This window comes from Sulfitobacter sp. 15WGC, assembly GCF_005068605.1.
Lineage (GTDB): Bacteria > Pseudomonadota > Alphaproteobacteria > Rhodobacterales > Rhodobacteraceae > Sulfitobacter > Sulfitobacter faviae.
In genome coordinates this window covers 66,458-84,504 of sequence record NZ_SZNL01000003.1, presented here as the reverse complement: position 1 = coordinate 84,504, position 18,047 = coordinate 66,458, and the positions used below count along the sequence as shown (strand labels likewise).

At 64.4% G+C, this 18,047-nt stretch carries 18 protein-coding genes and 1 other RNA gene; 9 read left to right on the top strand and 10 right to left on the bottom strand.

Features of this window, described 5'->3' with window-relative positions; translation table 11 throughout:
- Nucleotides 1–13: 13 nt before the first annotated feature.
- Entirely contained in the window at nt 14–559 is a 546-nt protein-coding gene (locus FCK22_RS03330; RefSeq protein ID WP_067268563.1) for a biotin transporter BioY, read from the top strand.
- A 36-nt stretch (nt 560–595) separates the two neighbouring features.
- Here the strand turns inward: FCK22_RS03330 and FCK22_RS03325 are convergent, their stop codons facing one another.
- Nucleotides 596–1,702: a thiolase family protein gene (locus FCK22_RS03325; protein ID WP_067268565.1), complete on the bottom strand. Its 1,107-nt coding sequence runs from the start codon at nt 1,700–1,702 to the stop codon at nt 596–598.
- On the bottom strand, nt 1,699–2,928 hold the full coding sequence (locus FCK22_RS03320) for a fatty acid--CoA ligase family protein (RefSeq protein ID WP_169306054.1): 1,230 nt from the start codon (nt 2,926–2,928) through the stop codon (nt 1,699–1,701). The genes FCK22_RS03325 and FCK22_RS03320 overlap by 4 nt, the downstream gene beginning before the upstream one ends.
- A 97-nt stretch (nt 2,929–3,025) precedes the next feature.
- Between FCK22_RS03320 and FCK22_RS03315 the strand changes: the two genes are divergently transcribed.
- A complete protein-coding gene (locus FCK22_RS03315; RefSeq protein WP_067268567.1) occupies nt 3,026–4,036 on the top strand; it encodes an NAD(P)H-quinone oxidoreductase in 1,011 nt (336 codons plus the stop codon).
- A 162-nt stretch (nt 4,037–4,198) separates the two neighbouring features.
- Here the strand turns inward: FCK22_RS03315 and FCK22_RS03310 are convergent, their stop codons facing one another.
- Nucleotides 4,199–4,843, bottom strand: a complete 645-nt coding sequence (locus tag FCK22_RS03310; protein WP_067268568.1) for a ribonuclease T2 — start codon at nt 4,841–4,843, stop codon at nt 4,199–4,201.
- Between the two features lie 123 nt (nt 4,844–4,966).
- On the opposite strand from FCK22_RS03310, the gene FCK22_RS03305 reads away from it, so the two are divergent.
- The 3 genes from FCK22_RS03305 to FCK22_RS03295 all read left to right on the top strand — a co-directional run bounded on the left by FCK22_RS03305 (nt 4,967) and on the right by FCK22_RS03295 (nt 8,352).
- Nucleotides 4,967–5,746 carry a cell cycle transcriptional regulator TrcR gene (locus FCK22_RS03305; protein ID WP_067268570.1) on the top strand — a complete coding sequence of 260 codons (780 nt, stop codon included), beginning with the start codon at nt 4,967–4,969 and terminating at the stop codon, nt 5,744–5,746.
- Nucleotides 5,747–5,865: 119 nt separating this feature from the next.
- The gene (locus tag FCK22_RS03300) at nt 5,866–6,987 is read left to right on the top strand and encodes an endonuclease/exonuclease/phosphatase family protein (RefSeq protein ID WP_067268571.1); all 1,122 of its coding nucleotides are present in this window, start codon (nt 5,866–5,868) and stop codon (nt 6,985–6,987) included.
- A gap of 186 nt (nt 6,988–7,173) precedes the next feature.
- Complete coding sequence (locus tag FCK22_RS03295) at nt 7,174–8,352, top strand: type III PLP-dependent enzyme (RefSeq protein WP_067268573.1); 1,179 nt, start codon at nt 7,174–7,176, stop codon at nt 8,350–8,352.
- A gap of 75 nt (nt 8,353–8,427) precedes the next feature.
- On the opposite strand, the gene recR is transcribed toward FCK22_RS03295, so the two are convergent.
- The 4 genes from recR to FCK22_RS03275 all read right to left on the bottom strand — a co-directional run bounded on the left by recR (nt 8,428) and on the right by FCK22_RS03275 (nt 11,678).
- The gene (recR, locus tag FCK22_RS03290) at nt 8,428–9,021 is read right to left on the bottom strand and encodes a recombination mediator RecR (protein WP_067268574.1); all 594 of its coding nucleotides are present in this window, start codon (nt 9,019–9,021) and stop codon (nt 8,428–8,430) included.
- Between the two features lie 54 nt (nt 9,022–9,075).
- Nucleotides 9,076–9,420 carry a YbaB/EbfC family nucleoid-associated protein gene (locus tag FCK22_RS03285; protein WP_007118099.1) on the bottom strand — a complete coding sequence of 115 codons (345 nt, stop codon included), beginning with the start codon at nt 9,418–9,420 and terminating at the stop codon, nt 9,076–9,078.
- 51 nt (nt 9,421–9,471) lie between these two features.
- The gene (locus tag FCK22_RS03280) at nt 9,472–11,238 is read right to left on the bottom strand and encodes a DNA polymerase III subunit gamma/tau (RefSeq protein WP_067268576.1); all 1,767 of its coding nucleotides are present in this window, start codon (nt 11,236–11,238) and stop codon (nt 9,472–9,474) included.
- Between the two features lie 77 nt (nt 11,239–11,315).
- Nucleotides 11,316–11,678, bottom strand: coding sequence for a DUF202 domain-containing protein (locus FCK22_RS03275; RefSeq protein WP_067268578.1), 363 nt, complete (start codon nt 11,676–11,678; stop codon nt 11,316–11,318).
- A gap of 63 nt (nt 11,679–11,741) precedes the next feature.
- Here FCK22_RS03275 and FCK22_RS03270 point away from each other — a divergent pair, with 63 nt between their 5' ends.
- Nucleotides 11,742–12,575, top strand: a complete 834-nt coding sequence (locus FCK22_RS03270; RefSeq protein WP_067268586.1) for a neutral zinc metallopeptidase — start codon at nt 11,742–11,744, stop codon at nt 12,573–12,575.
- Nucleotides 12,576–12,827: 252 nt separating this feature from the next.
- Here the strand turns inward: FCK22_RS03270 and ffs are convergent.
- Both ffs and FCK22_RS03260 read right to left on the bottom strand, forming a co-directional pair.
- Nucleotides 12,828–12,925, bottom strand: an RNA gene (ffs, locus tag FCK22_RS03265) — signal recognition particle sRNA small type.
- A 37-nt stretch (nt 12,926–12,962) separates the two neighbouring features.
- Nucleotides 12,963–14,807, bottom strand: a complete 1,845-nt coding sequence (locus FCK22_RS03260) for a 5'-nucleotidase C-terminal domain-containing protein (RefSeq protein ID WP_136720216.1) — start codon at nt 14,805–14,807, stop codon at nt 12,963–12,965.
- 165 nt (nt 14,808–14,972) lie between these two features.
- Here FCK22_RS03260 and nudC point away from each other — a divergent pair, with 165 nt between their 5' ends.
- Both nudC and FCK22_RS03250 read left to right on the top strand, forming a co-directional pair.
- Nucleotides 14,973–15,941, top strand: a complete 969-nt coding sequence (gene nudC, locus FCK22_RS03255) for an NAD(+) diphosphatase (RefSeq protein ID WP_067268588.1) — start codon at nt 14,973–14,975, stop codon at nt 15,939–15,941.
- A gap of 72 nt (nt 15,942–16,013) precedes the next feature.
- A complete protein-coding gene (locus tag FCK22_RS03250) occupies nt 16,014–16,487 on the top strand; it encodes an SRPBCC family protein (protein ID WP_067268594.1) in 474 nt (157 codons plus the stop codon).
- A 16-nt stretch (nt 16,488–16,503) separates the two neighbouring features.
- Here the strand turns inward: FCK22_RS03250 and FCK22_RS03245 are convergent, their stop codons facing one another.
- Nucleotides 16,504–17,361 carry a prephenate dehydratase gene (locus FCK22_RS03245; protein WP_067268596.1) on the bottom strand — a complete coding sequence of 286 codons (858 nt, stop codon included), beginning with the start codon at nt 17,359–17,361 and terminating at the stop codon, nt 16,504–16,506.
- Between the two features lie 154 nt (nt 17,362–17,515).
- Between FCK22_RS03245 and FCK22_RS03240 the strand changes: the two genes are divergently transcribed.
- Nucleotides 17,516–18,016, top strand: coding sequence for a cytochrome c family protein (locus FCK22_RS03240; protein ID WP_067268598.1), 501 nt, complete (start codon nt 17,516–17,518; stop codon nt 18,014–18,016).
- Nucleotides 18,017–18,047 lie beyond the last annotated feature (31 nt).

The following is an 18,047-nucleotide window of genomic DNA, read 5'->3' as shown; positions in this document are numbered from 1 at the left end:
AAGGATCCTTCCAATGGAACGCAATCTGACCATGATCGCCCTCTTTGCCGCGTTGATCGCGGCGCTGGGCCTGATTCCGAAATTCACGCTTGGCTTCGGCGTGCCAATCACAGCGCAGTCGCTGGGCGTCATGCTCTGCGGCACGGTGCTGGGCGCATGGCGCGGTGGCCTTGCGGCGCTTTTGTTCGTGGCGCTGGTGGCGCTGGGCCTGCCGCTTCTGGCCGGGGGCCGTGGCGGTCTGGGCGTCTTTGCCTCGCCGACCGTGGGTTTCCTCGTCGGCTTCCCGATCGGGGCTTTCGTGACCGGCTTTATCATGGACCAGTGGCGCAGCGCGCCGGTGGGCCTCGCGGCTGGGGTTTCGGCGGTCTTGGGCGGCATCCTTGTGGTCTATGCCTTCGGCATCTTCGGCATGATGATGACGCTGAACAAAACGATGGTCGAGGCGACCCTGCTGGTTCAAGCCTTCATTCCCGGTGACCTGATCAAGGCTGTGCTGGCGGGGTTCATCACCTCCGGTCTGGCCAAAGCGCGCCCGGCAAGCCTGCTGTCGCGCAGCTAAGCTAAACGATTGGCCCGCTCCCCAAGGGGCGGGCCGCTACAGCCGCATCAGCGCGGCAGAGCCGATCCCCCCGGCGGCGGCAATCGCCGCCAAGCCGGTGCCTGATCCCCGCGCCACCAACTCATGCCAAAGCCGCACCGCATTGATCGCGCCCGAGGCGCCAATCGGATGCCCGCGCGCCAAGGCGCCGCCACCCCTGTTGACGATCCGCGGCGCGATCTCCGCGCCGGTGACGCAGGCGATGGCCTGCACGGCATAGGCCTCCATGATCTCGGCGCGGTGCAGGCCGCTGGCTTTCAATCCGCTTTGACGAAAGACTTCTCCGATGGCCACCAATGGGGCCAGTCCCGGTTCTTCGGGTATGCTGCCTTTCGTCGCCGCTGAGATAAGTTCGACTTTCGGCAGGGCGAGGTCCGCTGCCACCCGCTCTGACACGACGATGCAAAAGGCCGCGGCATCGGCGGCGACGGCGGCATTGGCGGCGGTGATGTCGCCGGAAAGCACCTTGGCCCGGCTGCAAAGCGCGGGGGTGAGCCGGCGGGTGAAGGCATCGGTTGAGACGCCTGCGAGCGGCACCAGTTCCGCTTCGGTTGGGGGCTGTGCGCGGGCTTTCGCGTGGCTTTCCACGGCCCAGTCATCCTGTTCTGCGCGGGAAATGCCTTGGGACCGGCCAAGCGCCGCGGCGGCCTCCGCCATGTCGGGGTCGCGTTCGGGCCATGGGGTAAAGGGCGCTTGGGTATAGGCCTCAGCCGGGCGGCCATCGGCGAAAGTGCGGTAGCGCAGCGGCTGGCGAGAGTAGCTCTCGGCCCCGCCCGCCACGACGATATCGGCGGCACCGGAAAGGACCATCTGTCGGGCCAGCGCCAGCGCATCCAATCCCCCCGCGCATTGCCGGTCGATGCTCAAGCCTGCCACCTGTTCGGGCAGCCCCGCGGCCAAAGCGATGCTGCGCGCGGGGTTGCCGCCGGGGCCGAGGGCGGTGCTGCAAATCACCTCGTCGACCTGCGCAGGGTCCAGCCCCGCGCGGCTAAGGGCAGCAGAAAGGACCGGCGCGGCAAGCTCGGGTAGGGAAAGATGTGCCAACGCACCGCCGCGCGGGGCGACCGGGCTGCGGCAGGCCGAGACGATATAGGCGCGGGTCACCTTTGGCCCTCCACCCAGTCCGAGAGGGCGCGCAGGTCGGGCTTGCCCGAGGGCAGCAGGGGCAGGTCGGGGCAGAAGTAGACGCGCCGGGGGGAGGTGAGGGGCCCGAGCGTCGCGCGGCAATGGGCAATGATCTCTTCGGCGCGCGGCTCCCCTGCCGTGGCTTCGACTACCGCGACCAGATGCTGCCCTCGCAGCGCATCGTCTCGGGGCAGAACCGCGCAGGGCAGACCGGTTTCGGCGCTGATCACGGCCTCTACCGTTTCGGGGAAAACCATCTGGTCGGCGATCTGCACCATGCGCTGCCGCCGCCCCCTGATCCAGAGGTTGCCCTTGGCATCCAGCGCGCCCATCTCACCCACGGTCACGAAGCCCTCCTGCCAGCGGGTCTCATCGCTGTGGCCCAGGGCGTAGCCATCGAAGAGGTAGGGGCTGCGCACCCAGATCTCACCAACATCAGTAGCGGGTTCACCCTCCGCATTCATCAAACGCAGCTCGACACCGGGGTAGGGGCGGCCCACCGCGCCTTCGGGCGTATTGGCATCGGCCAGCGTGATAAAACTCGTCTCCGCCGCGCCGTAGAAAACATGCACCGCCGCCTGGGGGCAGAGCCGCCCCAGCACCGCCCGGGTTGCCGTATCGAGCGCGCCACCGCCGCAAAGGACCAAGCGCAGCGATGGCAGCGGGGTGGCGGCAGCGCGGGCAAGCAGGCGCAGCTGGGTCGGCGTGGCATAGAGGGTCGTCGCCCCGGCCTCGGCGATCCGCTCTGCCTGCCGTCGGGGGGCGTGATCCGCCAGCACATGCGCGTCGAGGCCAAGATGCAGCGCTTCCAGCACCGCATAGAGCGATAGCGAATGGCTGAGCTGCCCCAACACGGCGACGCTGTCGCGGGGGGTAAAGGCGAAACGGTCAGCATTGACCTCAAAACTGGCGATCCAAGAGGCTTGGCTGCGTCGGACCGCCTTGGGCCGCCCCGACGCGCCGCCGGTGAGGGTGAGAAAGGCAGCGGGCGGGCAGGCGATGTCATCGGGCAGGGGCCGGTCGCTGAGGCAAAAGGGGGCCTGCTGGGTGATCGCTGTGGTTAGGGCCGCCAGCGCGTCGAAGGCCGGAGTGGCGGGCAGGGCGCGGAAGCTGTTGTGCTGGCCTTCGGGTGCGCGGGGCAATTCGCGCTCCCCTGCATAAAGCCGCGCGGCCTCATGCCATTTGAACCTGTCTTGCCCGCGCATCCGCCTCTCCCTCTTCCGTCGGCTCTCAAATTCCGGGTGCACGCCCCGGGGCCGCCCGTTAGGCTGCGGCGAAACCAGACCCGAGGATACTTCAGACATGACAGAGACCATGCGTGCAATCGAAATCACCGAACCCGGCGGTCCGGACGTTCTGCAAGGCACCACCCGCCCGCGGCCCCAGCCGAAACACGGTCAGGTCATCATCAAGGTCGCCTATGCCGGGGTGAACCGCCCCGATGCGCTGCAACGCGCGGGCCGCTACGCGCCGCCTGCCACCGCCAGCGATCTGCCGGGGTTGGAGGCCTCGGGCGAGGTGGTCGAAGTCGGGCCGGGGGTAACGACACTGGCCCCGGGCGATCTGGTCTGCGCCCTGCTGCCCGGCGGCGGCTATGCCGAATATGTCGCCACCCCCGCGGCGCATTGCCTGCCCATTCCCGAAGGCATGGGGCTGAAAGATGCCGCTTGCCTGCCTGAGACCTTCTTTACCGTCTGGTCGAACCTTTTCATGCGCGGTGGGCTGAAGGCCGGGGAGAAAGTGCTGATCCACGGCGGCTCTTCCGGGATCGGCACCACGGCGATTCAACTGGCGCGCATTTTGGGCGCGCGGGTCTTCGTGACCGCGGGCACCGATAGCAAATGCGCGGCCTGTATGAAGCTGGGGGCCGAGGTGGCGATCAACTACCGGGACACGGATTTCGTCGATGTTGTGCAGGCCGAGGGCGGCGCGGATGTGATCCTCGACATGGTGGGCGGCAGCTATATCAACCGCAACCTCAAGGCCTTGGCCGAGGACGGCAGGCTGGTGCAAATCGCGTTTCTGCAAGGGGCCAAGCAAGAGGTGAACTTTGTCACGCTGATGACCCGCCGCCTGACCATGACCGGATCAACCCTGCGCCCGCAGAGCGATCTGGCCAAGGCCCGGATTGCAGAGGAGCTTTTGCAGAATGTCTGGCCCCTGTTGGAGCAGGGCCGCGTCGCGCCGGTGATGGACAGCACCTATGATCTGTCCGAGGCGAATGACGCGCACCGCCGGATGGAAGCCAGCGGCCATATCGGCAAGATCGTCCTGAAGGTGGGCGGTGAACTGCAGGGTGAAGAAGATCAGTAAAACTTGAGACAGTAACGAATTGTTAACCAGTAATTCGTTTACTGAAGGCACGGGTGGCCGGGACGCTGACCACCCGTGTTGGAGAGAGAGCCGAAAGGCATTGAATGCGGGGGAGGAAATTACGCCTCTCCCGCTTTCGCCAGACTATCGGCTCGGATGGGTCTAGCGCAGAGGGGTGAACAGCGCGTTATCAAGCGTGCAGTCCCGCCGAACGTCCGGTCCGCAGGGGATGAACTCAAGGTCGCGGGACAGGCAGATGCGCGCCTCTTGGATGTGCCCTTGCTTGCAGGTGATGGTGATCCCCCGCGCGGTCAGGTCCGGGTTCGCTTTGAGGAAGGCCTCTTCCACCACCGCGGCGGGGAGGGACACGGTACGGTCGAGCTTGCGAAAGACCTCGGGGCGCTTGATGCGGGCGTAGGCCTCCCGCGAGAGGGCGAAATAATCCGCCGGGTCCAACCCGCTGCAAGACCCGTGTTTCTTCCACTGGTGCCATGCCAAGCCACCGGTGCCCATGATATCGGCCATCGCCCCGGTCTGGGCACGGCTGGGCGGGCGACGGCCACTTTGGCAATAGGACGGGTATCCCCGTGTGAACTGGGGCCAGAGGCCATGCAGGGTCCAACCGTGGTCTTTCGCGGCGTCGCATTGCGGAGATTGCCGCGCGTCGCCGGTCAATTCGCACCAATTGGGCGACCATGACAGGGACATGACGTAGTAGTCGAATTCGCCCGAACGCTCCCCTTCGGCCAGCGTGGCGGTGGGGGCGATCAGCCCGAGGATCAGCAGACAGGCGCGCAGTGGCCGCATTGGGTCTTCCCTTATGACGTTTAAGCCAGTATACAGCCGCCAACTTCCCCGACAATGGAGACCGTTCTGCCAAGCAGGACAGCCTTTCAGGCGACGGGAAAATTGCGTTTTTAGGAGAGTGACATGGCAAAACCGATTATGGCCAAAGCCACCGCCGTCTGGCTCGTGGACAACACCACCATCAGCTTCAAGCAGATCGCCGATTTCGTCGGCATGCATGAGTTGGAAGTGCAGGGCATCGCCGATGGCGACGTGGCGCAGGGGGTGAAGGGGTTTGATCCGGTTGCCAACAACCAGCTGACGCAGGAAGAGATCGACGCGGCGCAGGACAACCCGCTGCACAAGCTGAAGCTCAAGTTCAACGCCGCCGCCGAAGGCGAAGAGAAACGCCGCGGCCCGCGCTACACCCCGCTCAGCAAACGTCAGGACCGCCCGGCGTCGATCCTGTGGCTGGTCAAGTTCCACCCCGAACTGTCCGACGGTCAGGTCAGCAAACTGGTGGGCACCACCAAGCCGACGATCCAAGCGATTCGCGAGCGCACGCACTGGAACATCGCCAACATCCAACCGATCGACCCGGTCGCACTGGGCCTGTGCAAACAGTCCGAGCTTGATGCCGCCGTGCAAAAAGCTGCCGCGAAAAAGGCTGCCGCGGGCGAGGTGATGAACGACGATGAGCGCCGCAAACTCGTCTCGACCGAGCAGAGCCTCGGCATGGAGAGCGAGCCGAAAATCCCCACGGCCATCGAAGGGCTGGAAACCTTCACCCTCTCCGGCAACAGCACGGATGACGAGGAAGAAGAGAGCCACACCAAGGGCGATTACTCCGACGCCGACAGCTTCTTCTCGCTGCCCGACAGCACCGATGAAGACGATGAGGACGAAGACAAAGCCAAGGGCTAAGCCCCCTCAAGGCGGTGTGGCGAAAGGAACTTTCGCCGTAAAGATGTGTTAGAATGACAGGGCGTCGGGTTTTCCGGCGCCCTGTTTTGCTTTGTAAAAAAGGCGCGGCGCGCCGGGGGATGGATTTGGAAACGGCATTGGACTTGGTGATCTGGGGACTGGCGGGGGTGCTGATACTGGGCAGCCTGCTGCCGCTGAGCAAATTGCCCTTCGGGGCGATCCGCGGGCTGGCCTTTCCTCGGGAACAATTCCTCGGCTTGGCACTGTTGCTGGCAATCGGGTTCGCCCTGTCGCAGGGGGTGATGACACCCTCGGGCATGGCCGGGATCGCGTTGATGCTGGGGGTCGCAGCGCTTCACGCACTTTACATCACCAAGTTTACCCCGCTGTGGCGCAAGCAATCTTTGGCGGCCTCGCCCGAGTTGCGCCGCGCGACGGACCGGCATTTCAGCCTGCTGGCCGCCAATGTCAAAATGTCCAACCGTGACTATGGCAAGCTGATTGCACTGGCCGAGGCGCGGGTGCCAGATATCTTCATGGCGATCGAGGTGGATCAGGCTTGGATCGACGCACTGGATGACGGTCTGGGCAAGAACTACGAGCATCGCGTCGACGTGCCGCTCGACAATGGCTATGGGCTTTGCCTCATGTCGAAACTGCCGCTGTCGGAGGTCGAGGTGCGCGAGTTGGTCACGGAAGAGGTGCCCTCCATCCGCGCCCGTGTGCACCTGCCGGTGGGGGAGGATTTCCGCCTCTACGTCGTCCACCCCGAACCGCCCGTGATCGAACATGACACCAAAGGGCGCGACAGCGAGATCGCCTTGGTCGGTATCGAGGCTGAGAAGGACCCGCTGCCCGCCGTGGTCTCGGGGGATCTGAACGATGTGGCTTGGTCGACCACGACCCGGCGCTTTCAGCGGCTCTCGGGCCTTTTGGACCCGCGGGTGGGGCGCGGCATGTACAACACATTCAGCGCGACGATGCCTTGGATGCGCTGGCCTTTGGACCACCTTTTCCACGATCCGCAGTTTCGTCTGCTAGAGATGGACCGCTTGGACAAGATCGGGTCGGACCACTTCCCGATGTGGTTCGTCCTCGCCATGGCCGAGACCGAAGCCGCCGAGAGCGACCCCGAAGAAACCGACCCCGAAGAAGAGCGGGAGGCCAAGAATATGATCAAAGAAGAACGGAAAAGAGACCGCGACCCCATCGGCAGCGATTGGGAAGACGAGGAAAACTAACAATTTGCCCTAGGGGCAATTTTACCCCTTGTACGAATCCAAAAACGGCGTATGTGGCGCGTTACAGACGCCAACGCACGCGCCTCTGGCCGGTCAGTTCCCACTCTGACTGACCCGCGTTTATGTAGCGACGGTAACGTCTCTTGAAACGACACGCGGGGAACCAGCCCCACCTGCTCTTTGGAGATGACCATGAATGCTACAGTCCCCGGCGCCCTGCGCGCCGCACCGTCCTTTCACGCCGACCCGGCTGCGGCCTATATCGCCGCCAACAGCTTTGACAAGCCGACACTGGTGATCAGCCGTGACCGTGTGGCCGCGCAATATGACGCGCTGCACAAGGGCTTGGGCGCGGCGCATATCCACTACGCGGTGAAGGCGAACCCGGCGCCGGAGATCATTCGTCTGCTGGTTAAGAAAGGCTCCGGCTTCGACGCGGCCTCGCGGGCCGAGATCGAGCTGTGCCTGAGCCAAGGGGCGAAGCCCGGGAATATCTCTTTCGGCAACACCATCAAACGCGCCTCTGACATCGCTTTCGCCCATTCGGCGGGGGTGACCCTGTTCGCAGCCGACAGCGAAGCCGAGCTGGACAAGATCGCCGCCCATGCGCCGGGCGCGCGGGTCTATCTGCGGTTGATCGTCGAAAACTCCATGGCCGACTGGCCGCTCAGCCGGAAATTCGGCTGTGCCGGTTCGGCGCTGCCAGCGCTGCTGAACCACGCGGTTGCGGTGGGCCTCGTGCCCTTCGGCCTGTCGTTCCACGTCGGCTCGCAAACCCGCAAGGCAGAGTTTTGGAACCCGGTGCTGGATCAGGTGGCGCCACTGTGGCACGCCGCCCGTGCGGATGGCCATGACCTGCAACTGCTGAACCTCGGCGGCGGCTTCCCGGCCTTTTACGGCGAAAGCATCGAAGCGCCCCGCGCTTATGCTGCCGCTGTGATGCGCGCGGTCAAAGCCCGCTTTGGCGATGTCCCGCAGGTGATGGCGGAGCCGGGCCGTGGTCTGGTGGCCGAAGCCGGGCATATCGCTGCCGAAGTCATGCTGGTCAGCCGCAAATCCGCGGATGATCTGCACCGCTGGGTCTATCTGGATATCGGTCGTTTCTCGGGTCTGGCCGAAACTGAGGGCGAAGCGATTCGCTATCAGATCGTCACACCGCATGACGGGGAAGAGACCGGACCCTGCGTTCTGGCCGGTCCGTCCTGCGATTCGGCGGATATTCTCTACGAAAAACGCCCGATCCACCTACCTTTGGCTCTGCGCGATGGCGATAAAGTGATGATTCGTGCTTGCGGAGCCTACACAAGCTCGTACAGTTCGGTTGGGTTTAACGGATTTCCGCCGCTTGATGTGATCGTGCTCTGACAGCACGATCTGCGTCGCCCCGGAAAAGGGCCGTCTGCTTTGGGAGGAGCGGGCGGCCCGCTTTGATTCTGGGGGTTAAAGAGACTTGCGGGCCTGCATCGCGGCGGTGATCGTCCCGTCGTCGAGGTAGTCCAACTCCCCGCCGATCGGCACGCCTTGGGCGAGCGACGTCAGCCGCACGCGGTCTTCCAATTGATCCGCGATGTAATGTGCCGTGGTCTGCCCATCGATCGTGGCGTTGAGTGCGAGGATCACCTCTGTCACCCCTTCGGTATCAATCCGGTCCACAAGGCGCGGGATGCGCAATTCCTGCGGGCCAATGGCGTCGAGCGCCGAGAGCGTGCCGCCCAGCACATGATAGCGCCCTTTGAACACGCCAGAGCGTTCCATCGCCCAGAGGTCGGCCACGTCTTCGACCACGCAAAGCTCTCCGTTCGCGCGTTTTTCCGAGGTGCAGATGTCGCAGATGTCGGCGGTGCCGACGTTGCCGCAGTTCAGACATTCGCGTGCCGTGGCGGCGACGGTCTGCATCAAGTCGGACAGGGGCGTCAGCAAAAGCGCCCGTTTGCGGATCAAGTGCAGCACCGCGCGCCGGGCCGAGCGGGGGCCAAGGCCGGGCAGTTTCGCCATCAGCTCGATCAGGGCGTCAATATCGCGGGTAGAGCTCAAGAATGGCACCTATGGGCGTTGAAAGAGGGGCGGGACCGGCCCGCCCCACCGGGATCAGAAGGGCAGTTTCATGCCCGCGGGAAGGCCCATGCCTTCGGTCAGCTTGCTCATCTCGGCCTGTGCGCGTTCCGAGGCTTTGCTCTGCGCATCTTTGATGGCGGCGAGGATCAGGTCTTCGACCACTTCCTTTTCGTCTTTGTTGAAGATCGACGGGTCGATATCCAGCCCCTTCAACTCACCCTTGGCGCTACAGGTCGCTTTGACGAGGCCCGCACCGGATTCACCTTCGACGGTGATGTTGTGCATCTCCTCTTGCAGTTCGGCCATCTTGCCCTGCATTTCCTGCGCTTTTTTCATCATCCCGGCCATATCGCCGAGGCCGCCTAATCCCTTGAGCATCTGGGTCTCCTTGTTGCGTTGTCGTTTATATGTGGCGCGGGGGCCGGGGGATCAACCGTCCTCGAACGGATCCCATTCGTCTTCGACTTCGGGCAGCGCCTCTGCCGTAGCGGCGGCGGCGATGTCTTCGGGGGTGCGGATCGCGGTGATCCGGGCCTTGGGAAACTGCGCCAGCACCGCCTGCATCATCGGGTGGTCCTCGGCCTGTTTCTTCAGCGCCAGTTCACGCGCATCGCGGACCTGCGCGATGGTCTCGGCCCCGCCCTCGTTCACCAGTGAGACGGCCCAGCGGTTGCCGGTCCAGAGTTGCAGTTTCTGTCCCAGCCGCTGCGCCAGATCGCGCGGCGCGTCGTCGGTGGGGACAAACTCGATGCGGCCGGGCTGGTAGGCGGCGAGTTGCACGCAGGTCTCGACCTCTACCAGCAGCTTCACGTCGCGGTTCACGCGGACCAACTCGACGACATGTTCGAATGTCGGAAAGCGGGCCAGCGCAGCGTTGAGGTCTTGCGCCAGTGCTGTGGTCTGCCCCTGCGGGCCGGGGTTGGACGCCATGCGCTGCTGCGCCTGTTGCACGGCCTGCGCGCCGGTGCTGCCCTGTGCCGCCCCATTGCCACCGCCGCTGCCGCCACCGCCAACGGGGCCGGGGGGCGGGGGCGGGCTGCTGTTTTGCAGCTTGCGCACCAGTTCCTCGGGCGAGGGCAGATCGGCCACATGGGTGAGGCGGATCACGGCCATTTCAGCGGCCATCATCGCGTTGGGCGCGGCTGCGACCTCGTCCAGCGCCTTCAGCAGCATCTGCCAGAGCCGCGTCAGCACCCGCATCGGCAGGGTCTCGGCCATCTGCTGGCCGCGGGCGCGTTCCTCAGGCGCGATGGTGGGGTCTTCGGCGGCATCGGGCGTGATCTTCACGACCGAGACCCAATGGGTGATCTCGGCCAGATCGCGCAGCACCGCCATCGGGTCGGCCCCATCGGCATATTGCGCCGAAAGTTCGGTCAGCGCGGCACCTGCATCGCCGCGCAGCACCATGTCAAAGAGGTCCAGCACCCGGCCACGGTCGGCCAGCCCCAGCATGGCGCGCACCTGTTCGGCCCCGGTCTCGCCCGCGCCGTGGCTGATTGCCTGATCCAAGAGCGAGGTGGCATCGCGGGCCGAGCCTTCGGCGGCGCGGGTGATCAGCGCCAGCGCGTCATCGGTGATTTCGGCACTCTCGGCGGTGGCGATCTTGCGCAGGAGCGCGATCATCACCTCTGGCTCAATCCGGCGCAGGTCGAACCGTTGACAGCGCGACAGCACCGTCACCGGCACCTTGCGGATCTCGGTGGTGGCGAAGATGAATTTGACGTGTTCCGGCGGCTCTTCCAGCGTCTTGAGGAGCGCGTTGAAGGCGCCGGTCGAGAGCATGTGCACTTCGTCGATGATATAGACTTTGTACCGGGCCGAGGCGGCGCGATAATGCACCGAATCGATGATCTCGCGGATGTTGGCGACGCCGGTGTTCGAGGCCGCGTCCATCTCCATCACGTCGACATGGCGGCCTTCCATGATGGCGGTGCAATGTTCGCAAACGCCGCAGGGATCGGTCGTCGGCCCGCCGTTGCCGTCCGGCCCGATGCAGTTCATCCCCTTGGCGATGATCCGCGCCGTCGTCGTCTTGCCGGTGCCGCGGATGCCGGTCATCACAAAGGCCTGCGCGATCCGGTCGGCGGCAAAAGCATTTTTCAGCGTGCGCACCATGGCGTCTTGGCCAACGAGATCGGCAAAGGTTTCGGGCCGGTATTTGCGGGCCAGAACGCGGTAGGCGGATGTATCTGTCATGGTGCCCCAAGTCGGATTCGGTCAAGGCCGTAAACTATGCGCTCCGCGCCGTGGCGTCTACCGTGCTTGCGGAAGGCTCAGAGCATCCAAAGGATCGCCCCGACCCCGGCTGAGGCGAAGGCGAGGATCGCCGCCAGAACCTTCATGCGGCTGTTGGGCTGGGCATGGGCGTGATGGTCGCTCAGCCGCTTTTGGGTTTTCGCCGCCGAGGCTTGCGCGGCCCAATAGACGTAAAGCGCGGCTAAAATGAAGACCGAGGCCACGGCTTTCGCCACCCATGTCGGCTCGAACTCACCGAAAACGGCGCGCAGACCGATGGCCACGGCGACGGCGGCCATGCCGGTGCGCATCCAGCCCGCAAAGGTGCGTTCATTGGCAAGGATCGTGCGATCCTCGGCCCAGTCGGTGCGGTCTTCGGCCAGGTCATTCTTATCACTCATTGAACCAAACTGCGCCTTGCGCGTTCATGTGGCAATAGGCTTTGACATAACGAGGGACGGTTCATGCGGTTGGGTGGAATTGGGCGGAGCAAGAATGTCATCCGCCGCAGCGGACGGGCCGGCAAGGCCGGGGGTCTTGGATTGGTCGGCGTTCTGGCAGTCATGGCGATTGGCTATTTCACCGGGATCGATGTGACGCCGCTGTTGACCGGCCAGGGCGGCGGTCAGGTCCAGCAGTCCCGCCCGCTAAGCGACAGCGAGGATCCGCAGGTCGATTTCGCCGCCCGCGTGCTGACTACGACCGAACAGGTCTGGAGCCGGATTTTTCAAGAGCAATTGGGTGAAACCTATACGCCGCCCAAGCTTGTGGTTTTTGAGAATGTGACCCAAAGCGCCTGCGGCGGGGCTTCGGGCGCGACGGGACCGTTTTACTGCCCGGCGGACAATATGGCCTATCTCGACACCGCGTTTTTCCGCACGTTGGACCAGCGTCTTGGTGCCGGGGGCGATTTCGCGGCGGCCTATGTGATTGCCCATGAGGTCGCGCACCATGTCCAGAACGAGATCGGCGTTCTGCCGCAGGTCGCCCGGATGCGGCAGCAGTCTTCCGAGGTTGAGGCGAATGCCCTGACCGTACGGCTTGAACTGATGGCCGATTGTTTTTCGGGGATTTGGGCCTCGAATGTCGAAGGGCTGATGGATAAGGGCGACCTTCAGGAAGCGCTCAATGCGGCGCGGATGATCGGGGATGATCATTTGCAGCGGCAGGCCGGTCAGGTGCCGCAGCCGCATACTTTCACCCATGGTACGTCAGAGCAGCGCGCGCGGTGGTTTGAGCGGGGATTTGAGAGTGGTCAGATCGCGGCTTGTGATACGTTTGAGGCGGATCGGCTATAAGACGCAAAGGGCAGCGCCCTCCCTGGGGGGCGATGCTCCGGGTCTGGCTGCCGGTTCGGTCCTGCAAACGCTTACAGTGTAATCATTTGAAGCGCTGCAAAATCGCCCTCCGGGGGGAGGGAGGGCGATGCCCGTGGTGCCCACGGGCGGGCGCATCCCAGAATGTCGGTATAATTCAAAAATGTCTGCTACCCCTCTCATCGCTTCTGCGAAGCGACTGTCGGGGCGTTGCATTGCTGCGCAATGCAACGGTGGTGAGAGGCTGATAACGACCCAAGCGGGGCTCGTTACGGCTGCTTCCTTCCGGATCTGACCGGGTTGGCGAGGCGCTTGCCCGCACCAACCTCTCAAGGCCCATATAGGAGGGCATGGAGCGAAGTGCAAGCCTCACAAGCGGATCGTGATTTGGGCGAAGCCCGAGGCGGTCATCCCTCGCGGGGTGGGCGACAGATGGGCGATGTCTTGCAAGAAGGGCAGGGCCTCGGGCGAGGTATAGAGAACCGCCTGCGCCCCCGCCGCATCGAAGCGCCACGGCGGCGCGTCGGCCCATGGACACGCCTGCAGCGTAGCGAGAGCGGCAATCAGCGCGTCGGACAGCGAAAGCGGGCTGCGCAGAGCTACGTCATCCTTCGCCGCGCGGTCAAACCCGCCGCCGCCCGCCGCGCGGAACTGGTTGGTCGCGAGTAGAAACTTCTGGTCCGGCCTCACCGGTGCCCCTTGCCATGACAGCGCAGTGATCCGTCTGCCGCGGGGGCGGCAGGGGTCGATGGCATAGGTGACGCCAAAAATCGTGTCGCAGTGGAACGGCGGGCGGCAGGGGTCGAGTAGCGGGCCCGGGGTGCTGCCGAGCGGGGCAAACACCTCTGCCGCTTTTTCCAAACGGCGCCGCAGGTCGGCACCGGTGAGGCGCAACGCCCAGACCGCGTTTTGATAGGGAAGCAGCCCGGCGATATGGCGGCGTTGCACCGCGCCCGGCGGGATATGCAGGAAATGCCCCGGCCCGCCGCGCCCGCCTGCCGTATGTGCCGCCGTGGCGGCGAGGATCGGGAGCTTGCTATCCGCCGTGCCTGCGACCCCTTGGCGGATCACCTCGGCCTGCGCGCGGGCGCTCAGCGCGTCGATGGGGGTGGGCATGGCGAGCGCAAAGTAGTTGTGCAGCGCGATGTCGGTATGGCCGACCACCTCCTCCAGATGCCTGCGCACGCCAATGTGGCTCACCCGGGCCGCGCTCAGCACCGTGGGATCGGCCAGCGTTTTTGTGCTGTTGTCGCGCAGGTGGCTTTGATGGCCCGAGACCGTCCAGCGCCCCTGCGCATCCCGTTCAAGGGCCAGATCCAGCACCGCCAAATCGGACCCGCCAAAGCCCGGCATCGCCGCCGGACGGCCGGACAGCGTGCCGGCCTGCGTGTCGACCCCCTCGCGCGGGCCGTGGTCCTCTCCGGGAAAACGAAGATGGGTGTGGCCGGTGATCACCGCGTCGATCCCGTCGATCTTGGCCAAAGTGCAGATGTCTTCTTCGGTGGTAATTTCACCTTCATGGGCGATACCCATATGGGCCAGCAGCACGGTCAGATCGGCGCCCTCTGCCCGCAACGTCAGTGCGGCGCTGCGCAGGCTTTCGAGCGGGCAGATGATCTCGGCCTCATTCTCCAAAACCTCGCGGTTCCAGATCGCGGTTCGGCCCGGCAGGACGGAAACCAGGCCCACCCGCAGCCGGGAAGAGGGATGCCCCGCAACGGCAGGCAGCAGACACGAGACGACGGCCCAACGGCGCAGCGGGCCGGGTTCGGTCAAATGCAGATTGGTCGAGATCAGCGGCATGTCCAGCGCCCCGGCCACGGCGCGCAGATAGGGCAGCCCATGGTCAAGGTCGTGATTGCCCAATCCCAGACCGTCATAATGCAGATGGTTCACACAGGCGACGAGCGGATGCGTATGGGTGACCGGCATCTGCGCCAGTTGGTCGCCCAAGGCATTGCCCTGCAACAAATCGCCATTGTCGAGCAGGATACAGGCGGCCCCCTGTTCCGCCGCCTCTGCCCGGGCGGTGCGGATCAAGGTGGCAATTCCGGCCAGACCGTGATGGCCCACCGAACGGTCGCCCACATAGTCATGCCCCACGATCTGCATATGCAGATCCGTCGTGGCCAGTATGCGCAGACGTGCCTCGGCCGGGATGCCACCCTCAGGGGGAACGACACCGGTCGAGGCATATGTGCTGCGCCTGTTCACCGAAAAGGTAAGTACTCGTTAAATTTTGCAACTTAAAGATGTTTTGATATGACCAGATTTCAACCGATCTGGCAAGGGGGCTTGGGATTGCCAATCTCGCATGCGCCGTGGCATGGCTGGGCAAAACGCCAAAAGCCTGTATCGGGCCTGTATCGGGAGAGCGCCATGCGTCACGCGGAGACGGTAACCTTTGGAGGCTCGGCCCTTGATCGGGCGGGGGAGATACGCGGCAATCCGGAAGCCTTGGCGCAGTTGCGCGCCGACCCGGCGGCCCGGGCGGTGGTCTTTTGGCGCGGTAAGCCGCTGATCGCGCCCGAACGCCCCGCCGCTTTGGCGCGATTGGCGATGGATCACCCCGTCTTGCAAGAGGCCGAAGGCACGGCGATCTTGCTGGGGCGTGAGGATGGGGCGCCGCGCTTTGCCGTGGATATCTCGAGCTGGGAACCCGCCGATCTGGATCAATCGCAACTGGGCGCGTTCCTTGACCCCAGCGAACAGCGCCATCCGCTTTTGGGCGATGACATGGCCTTTGCCGAATTGCGGCGGGTAATGACATGGCTTGATCCGCGCGGTGCCGAACTGGCGGCCAGCGGCAAGGCGATCCTCGGCTGGCACGAGACCCACCGCCATTGCGCGCGCTGCGGCGGCGCCACCGATCTGGCGCAGGGTGGCTGGCAACGGGTCTGCCCCGATTGCGGCGGCGCCCATTTCCCGCGCACCGATCCGGTGGTCATCATGCTGATCACCCACGGCAACTCGGTCCTCATGGGCCGCTCCCCCGGTTGGCCCGAGGGGATGTATTCCCTGCTGGCGGGCTTTGTCGAGCCGGGTGAGACGGTAGAGGCCGCCGTGCGGCGCGAGGTTTTTGAGGAGGCGGGCGTGCAGGTCGGCGCGGTGAGCTACCTCTCCAGCCAGCCATGGCCCTTTCCGGCGTCCCTCATGCTGGGCTGTGCGGGACAGGCGCTGAGCCGGGAGTTGACCATCGACCCGGTTGAGATCGAAGACGCGCTTTGGGTTACCCGCGAAGAGATGATGGAGGCCTTTGCCGGAAGCCATCCGCGGCTTCTGCCCGCCCGCCGCGGTGCCATCGCGCATTTCTTGCTGGAAAACTGGCTTGCGGATAGACTGACCTGACACACCGCGCTGACGGGCCCGGACAAAGCGGCGCGGGTGGCAAATGCGAGCAGAAGAATTGGAACGGACCGAATGAAATTCTCCACCAAAGAAGACGTCGAAGCGCCGATTGAGGCGGTCTTTGACATGTTGTGCGATTTTGAGAGCTTTGAGCGGGCAGCGATGCGGCGCGGGGCCGAGGTGCAGCGCGCCGATGCCCTGCATCAGCCCGGCGTCGGGATGACATGGAAGGCGGTCTTTCCCCTGCGCGGAAAGCGGCGCGAGTTGACGCTAGAGATGGTGACCTTCGACCGGCCCAACGAGATGGTGATCGACAGCATGTCGCAGGGGTTGGCGGGGCAGATGTCCTTTGAATTGATGCCCCTGTCGCGCAACAGCACGCGTGTCTTGGTGGCGCTTGAGGTCAAGCCGCTGACCCTGTCGGCGCGGCTTTGGGTGCAATCGCTCAAACTGGCCAAGACCACGCTGACCCAGAAATACAAAGACCGCGTGGCGGAATATGCCCGCGGGATGGAAGAACGCTACGCCAGCGGCGTCAAGGTCTGAGCCTGCGCGCCCCGCCTCACATCCCGGTCGGCGCGCCCCGGCCAGGATGGGCGGGGTAGGCGCCGAGAATTTCCAGCTTGTTGGTGAAATACCCCAGTTCATCCAGCGCGCGTTTCACCGCCGGGTCTTCGGGATGGCCTTCGATATCGGCGTAGAACTGCGTCGCGGTGAAGGAGCCGCCGACCATATAGCTTTCCAGTTTGGTCATGTTGACGCCATTGGTCGCAAAGCCCCCCATCGCCTTGTAAAGCGCAGCGGGAATGTTGCGCACCTCGAAGACGAAGGTGGTCAGCATCCGCTCGGCCCGGCGCGAAAGGTCGATCTTGGGCGCCATCAGCAGAAAGCGGGTGGTGTTATGGTCCATATCCTCGATGTCGCGGGCCAACACGGTGAGGCCGTTGATCTCTGCCGCGACCTCGCCTGCCAGCACGCCATCGGCGCTGCCCTCGGTCGCGGCCAGTTCGGCGGCGGCCCCGGCGGAATCGGCGGCGGGTTCAGAGGTGATGCCATGTTGCTGCAAAAAGCTGCGTGCCTGCGGCAAAAGCACCAGATGCGCGCGGACATGTTTGATGTCTTCCAATGCCACGCCGGGGCGGGCCATCAGGGCGATGCGCACCCGCACGAAGGCTTCGCCGATGATATGCAGCCCGCTTTCCGGTAGCAGGCGGTGAATGTCGGCCACCCGGCCATAGGTCGTATTCTCGACCGGCAGCATGGCCAGTTCGGCGCGGCCCTCGTTCACGGCCCGGATCACGCCTTCGAACGATTGGCAGGGCACCGGTTCCATGTCGGGGCAGGCCTGAAGGCAGGCCTCGTGACTATAGGCGCCAAGGGCCCCTTGGAAGGCGATGCGCGGCGTGGTCTGGGCGGTCATGGATCGTATCCTGCTGCAAAAGGAGCGGAGAAGGGCAATTGGTCGCGGTAACTACACCTTGCCTGCGCCAAGGGAAAGCAATAGATACGCGGGCAACGATGCCAAGAACCATGGCCCGCCCATGGTGCCAATACCAAGTGATGGACCCTGACGCATGTTCGATACAATGACCCTGACCAAAATCGCAGCCGGCGTATTCGGCGCCTGGTTGGTACTTCTGCTGGGCAAATGGGCGGGTGAAGAGATTTACCACGCCGATGCACATGGGGAAGCGTCCTATGTCATCGAAGTGGCCGACGCCGGTGGTGACGATGGCGGCGAAGAGATCGATTTTGCAGCCGTGATGGCCGAAGCCGATGCCGACAGCGGGTCGAAAGTGTTCCGCAAATGCGCCGCTTGCCACAAGGTTGACGGCACCAACGCCGTTGGTCCGCACCTTGACGGTGTCGTTGGCCGTGACATCGCGGCGGTTGATGGTTTTGGCTATTCCGGCGCGCTGACCTCGCTCGAAGGGGATTGGACCCCGGAAGAGCTGAGCGCTTTCTTGGAAAGCCCCAAAGGCTACGCGCCCGGCACCACCATGGGCTTCGCCGGTCTGCGTAAGGTCGAAGATCGCGCCGACGTGATCGCTTACCTGCAAAGCGTTTCCAACTGATACCCCGCGCCATCGCATGAGAGAAAGCCGC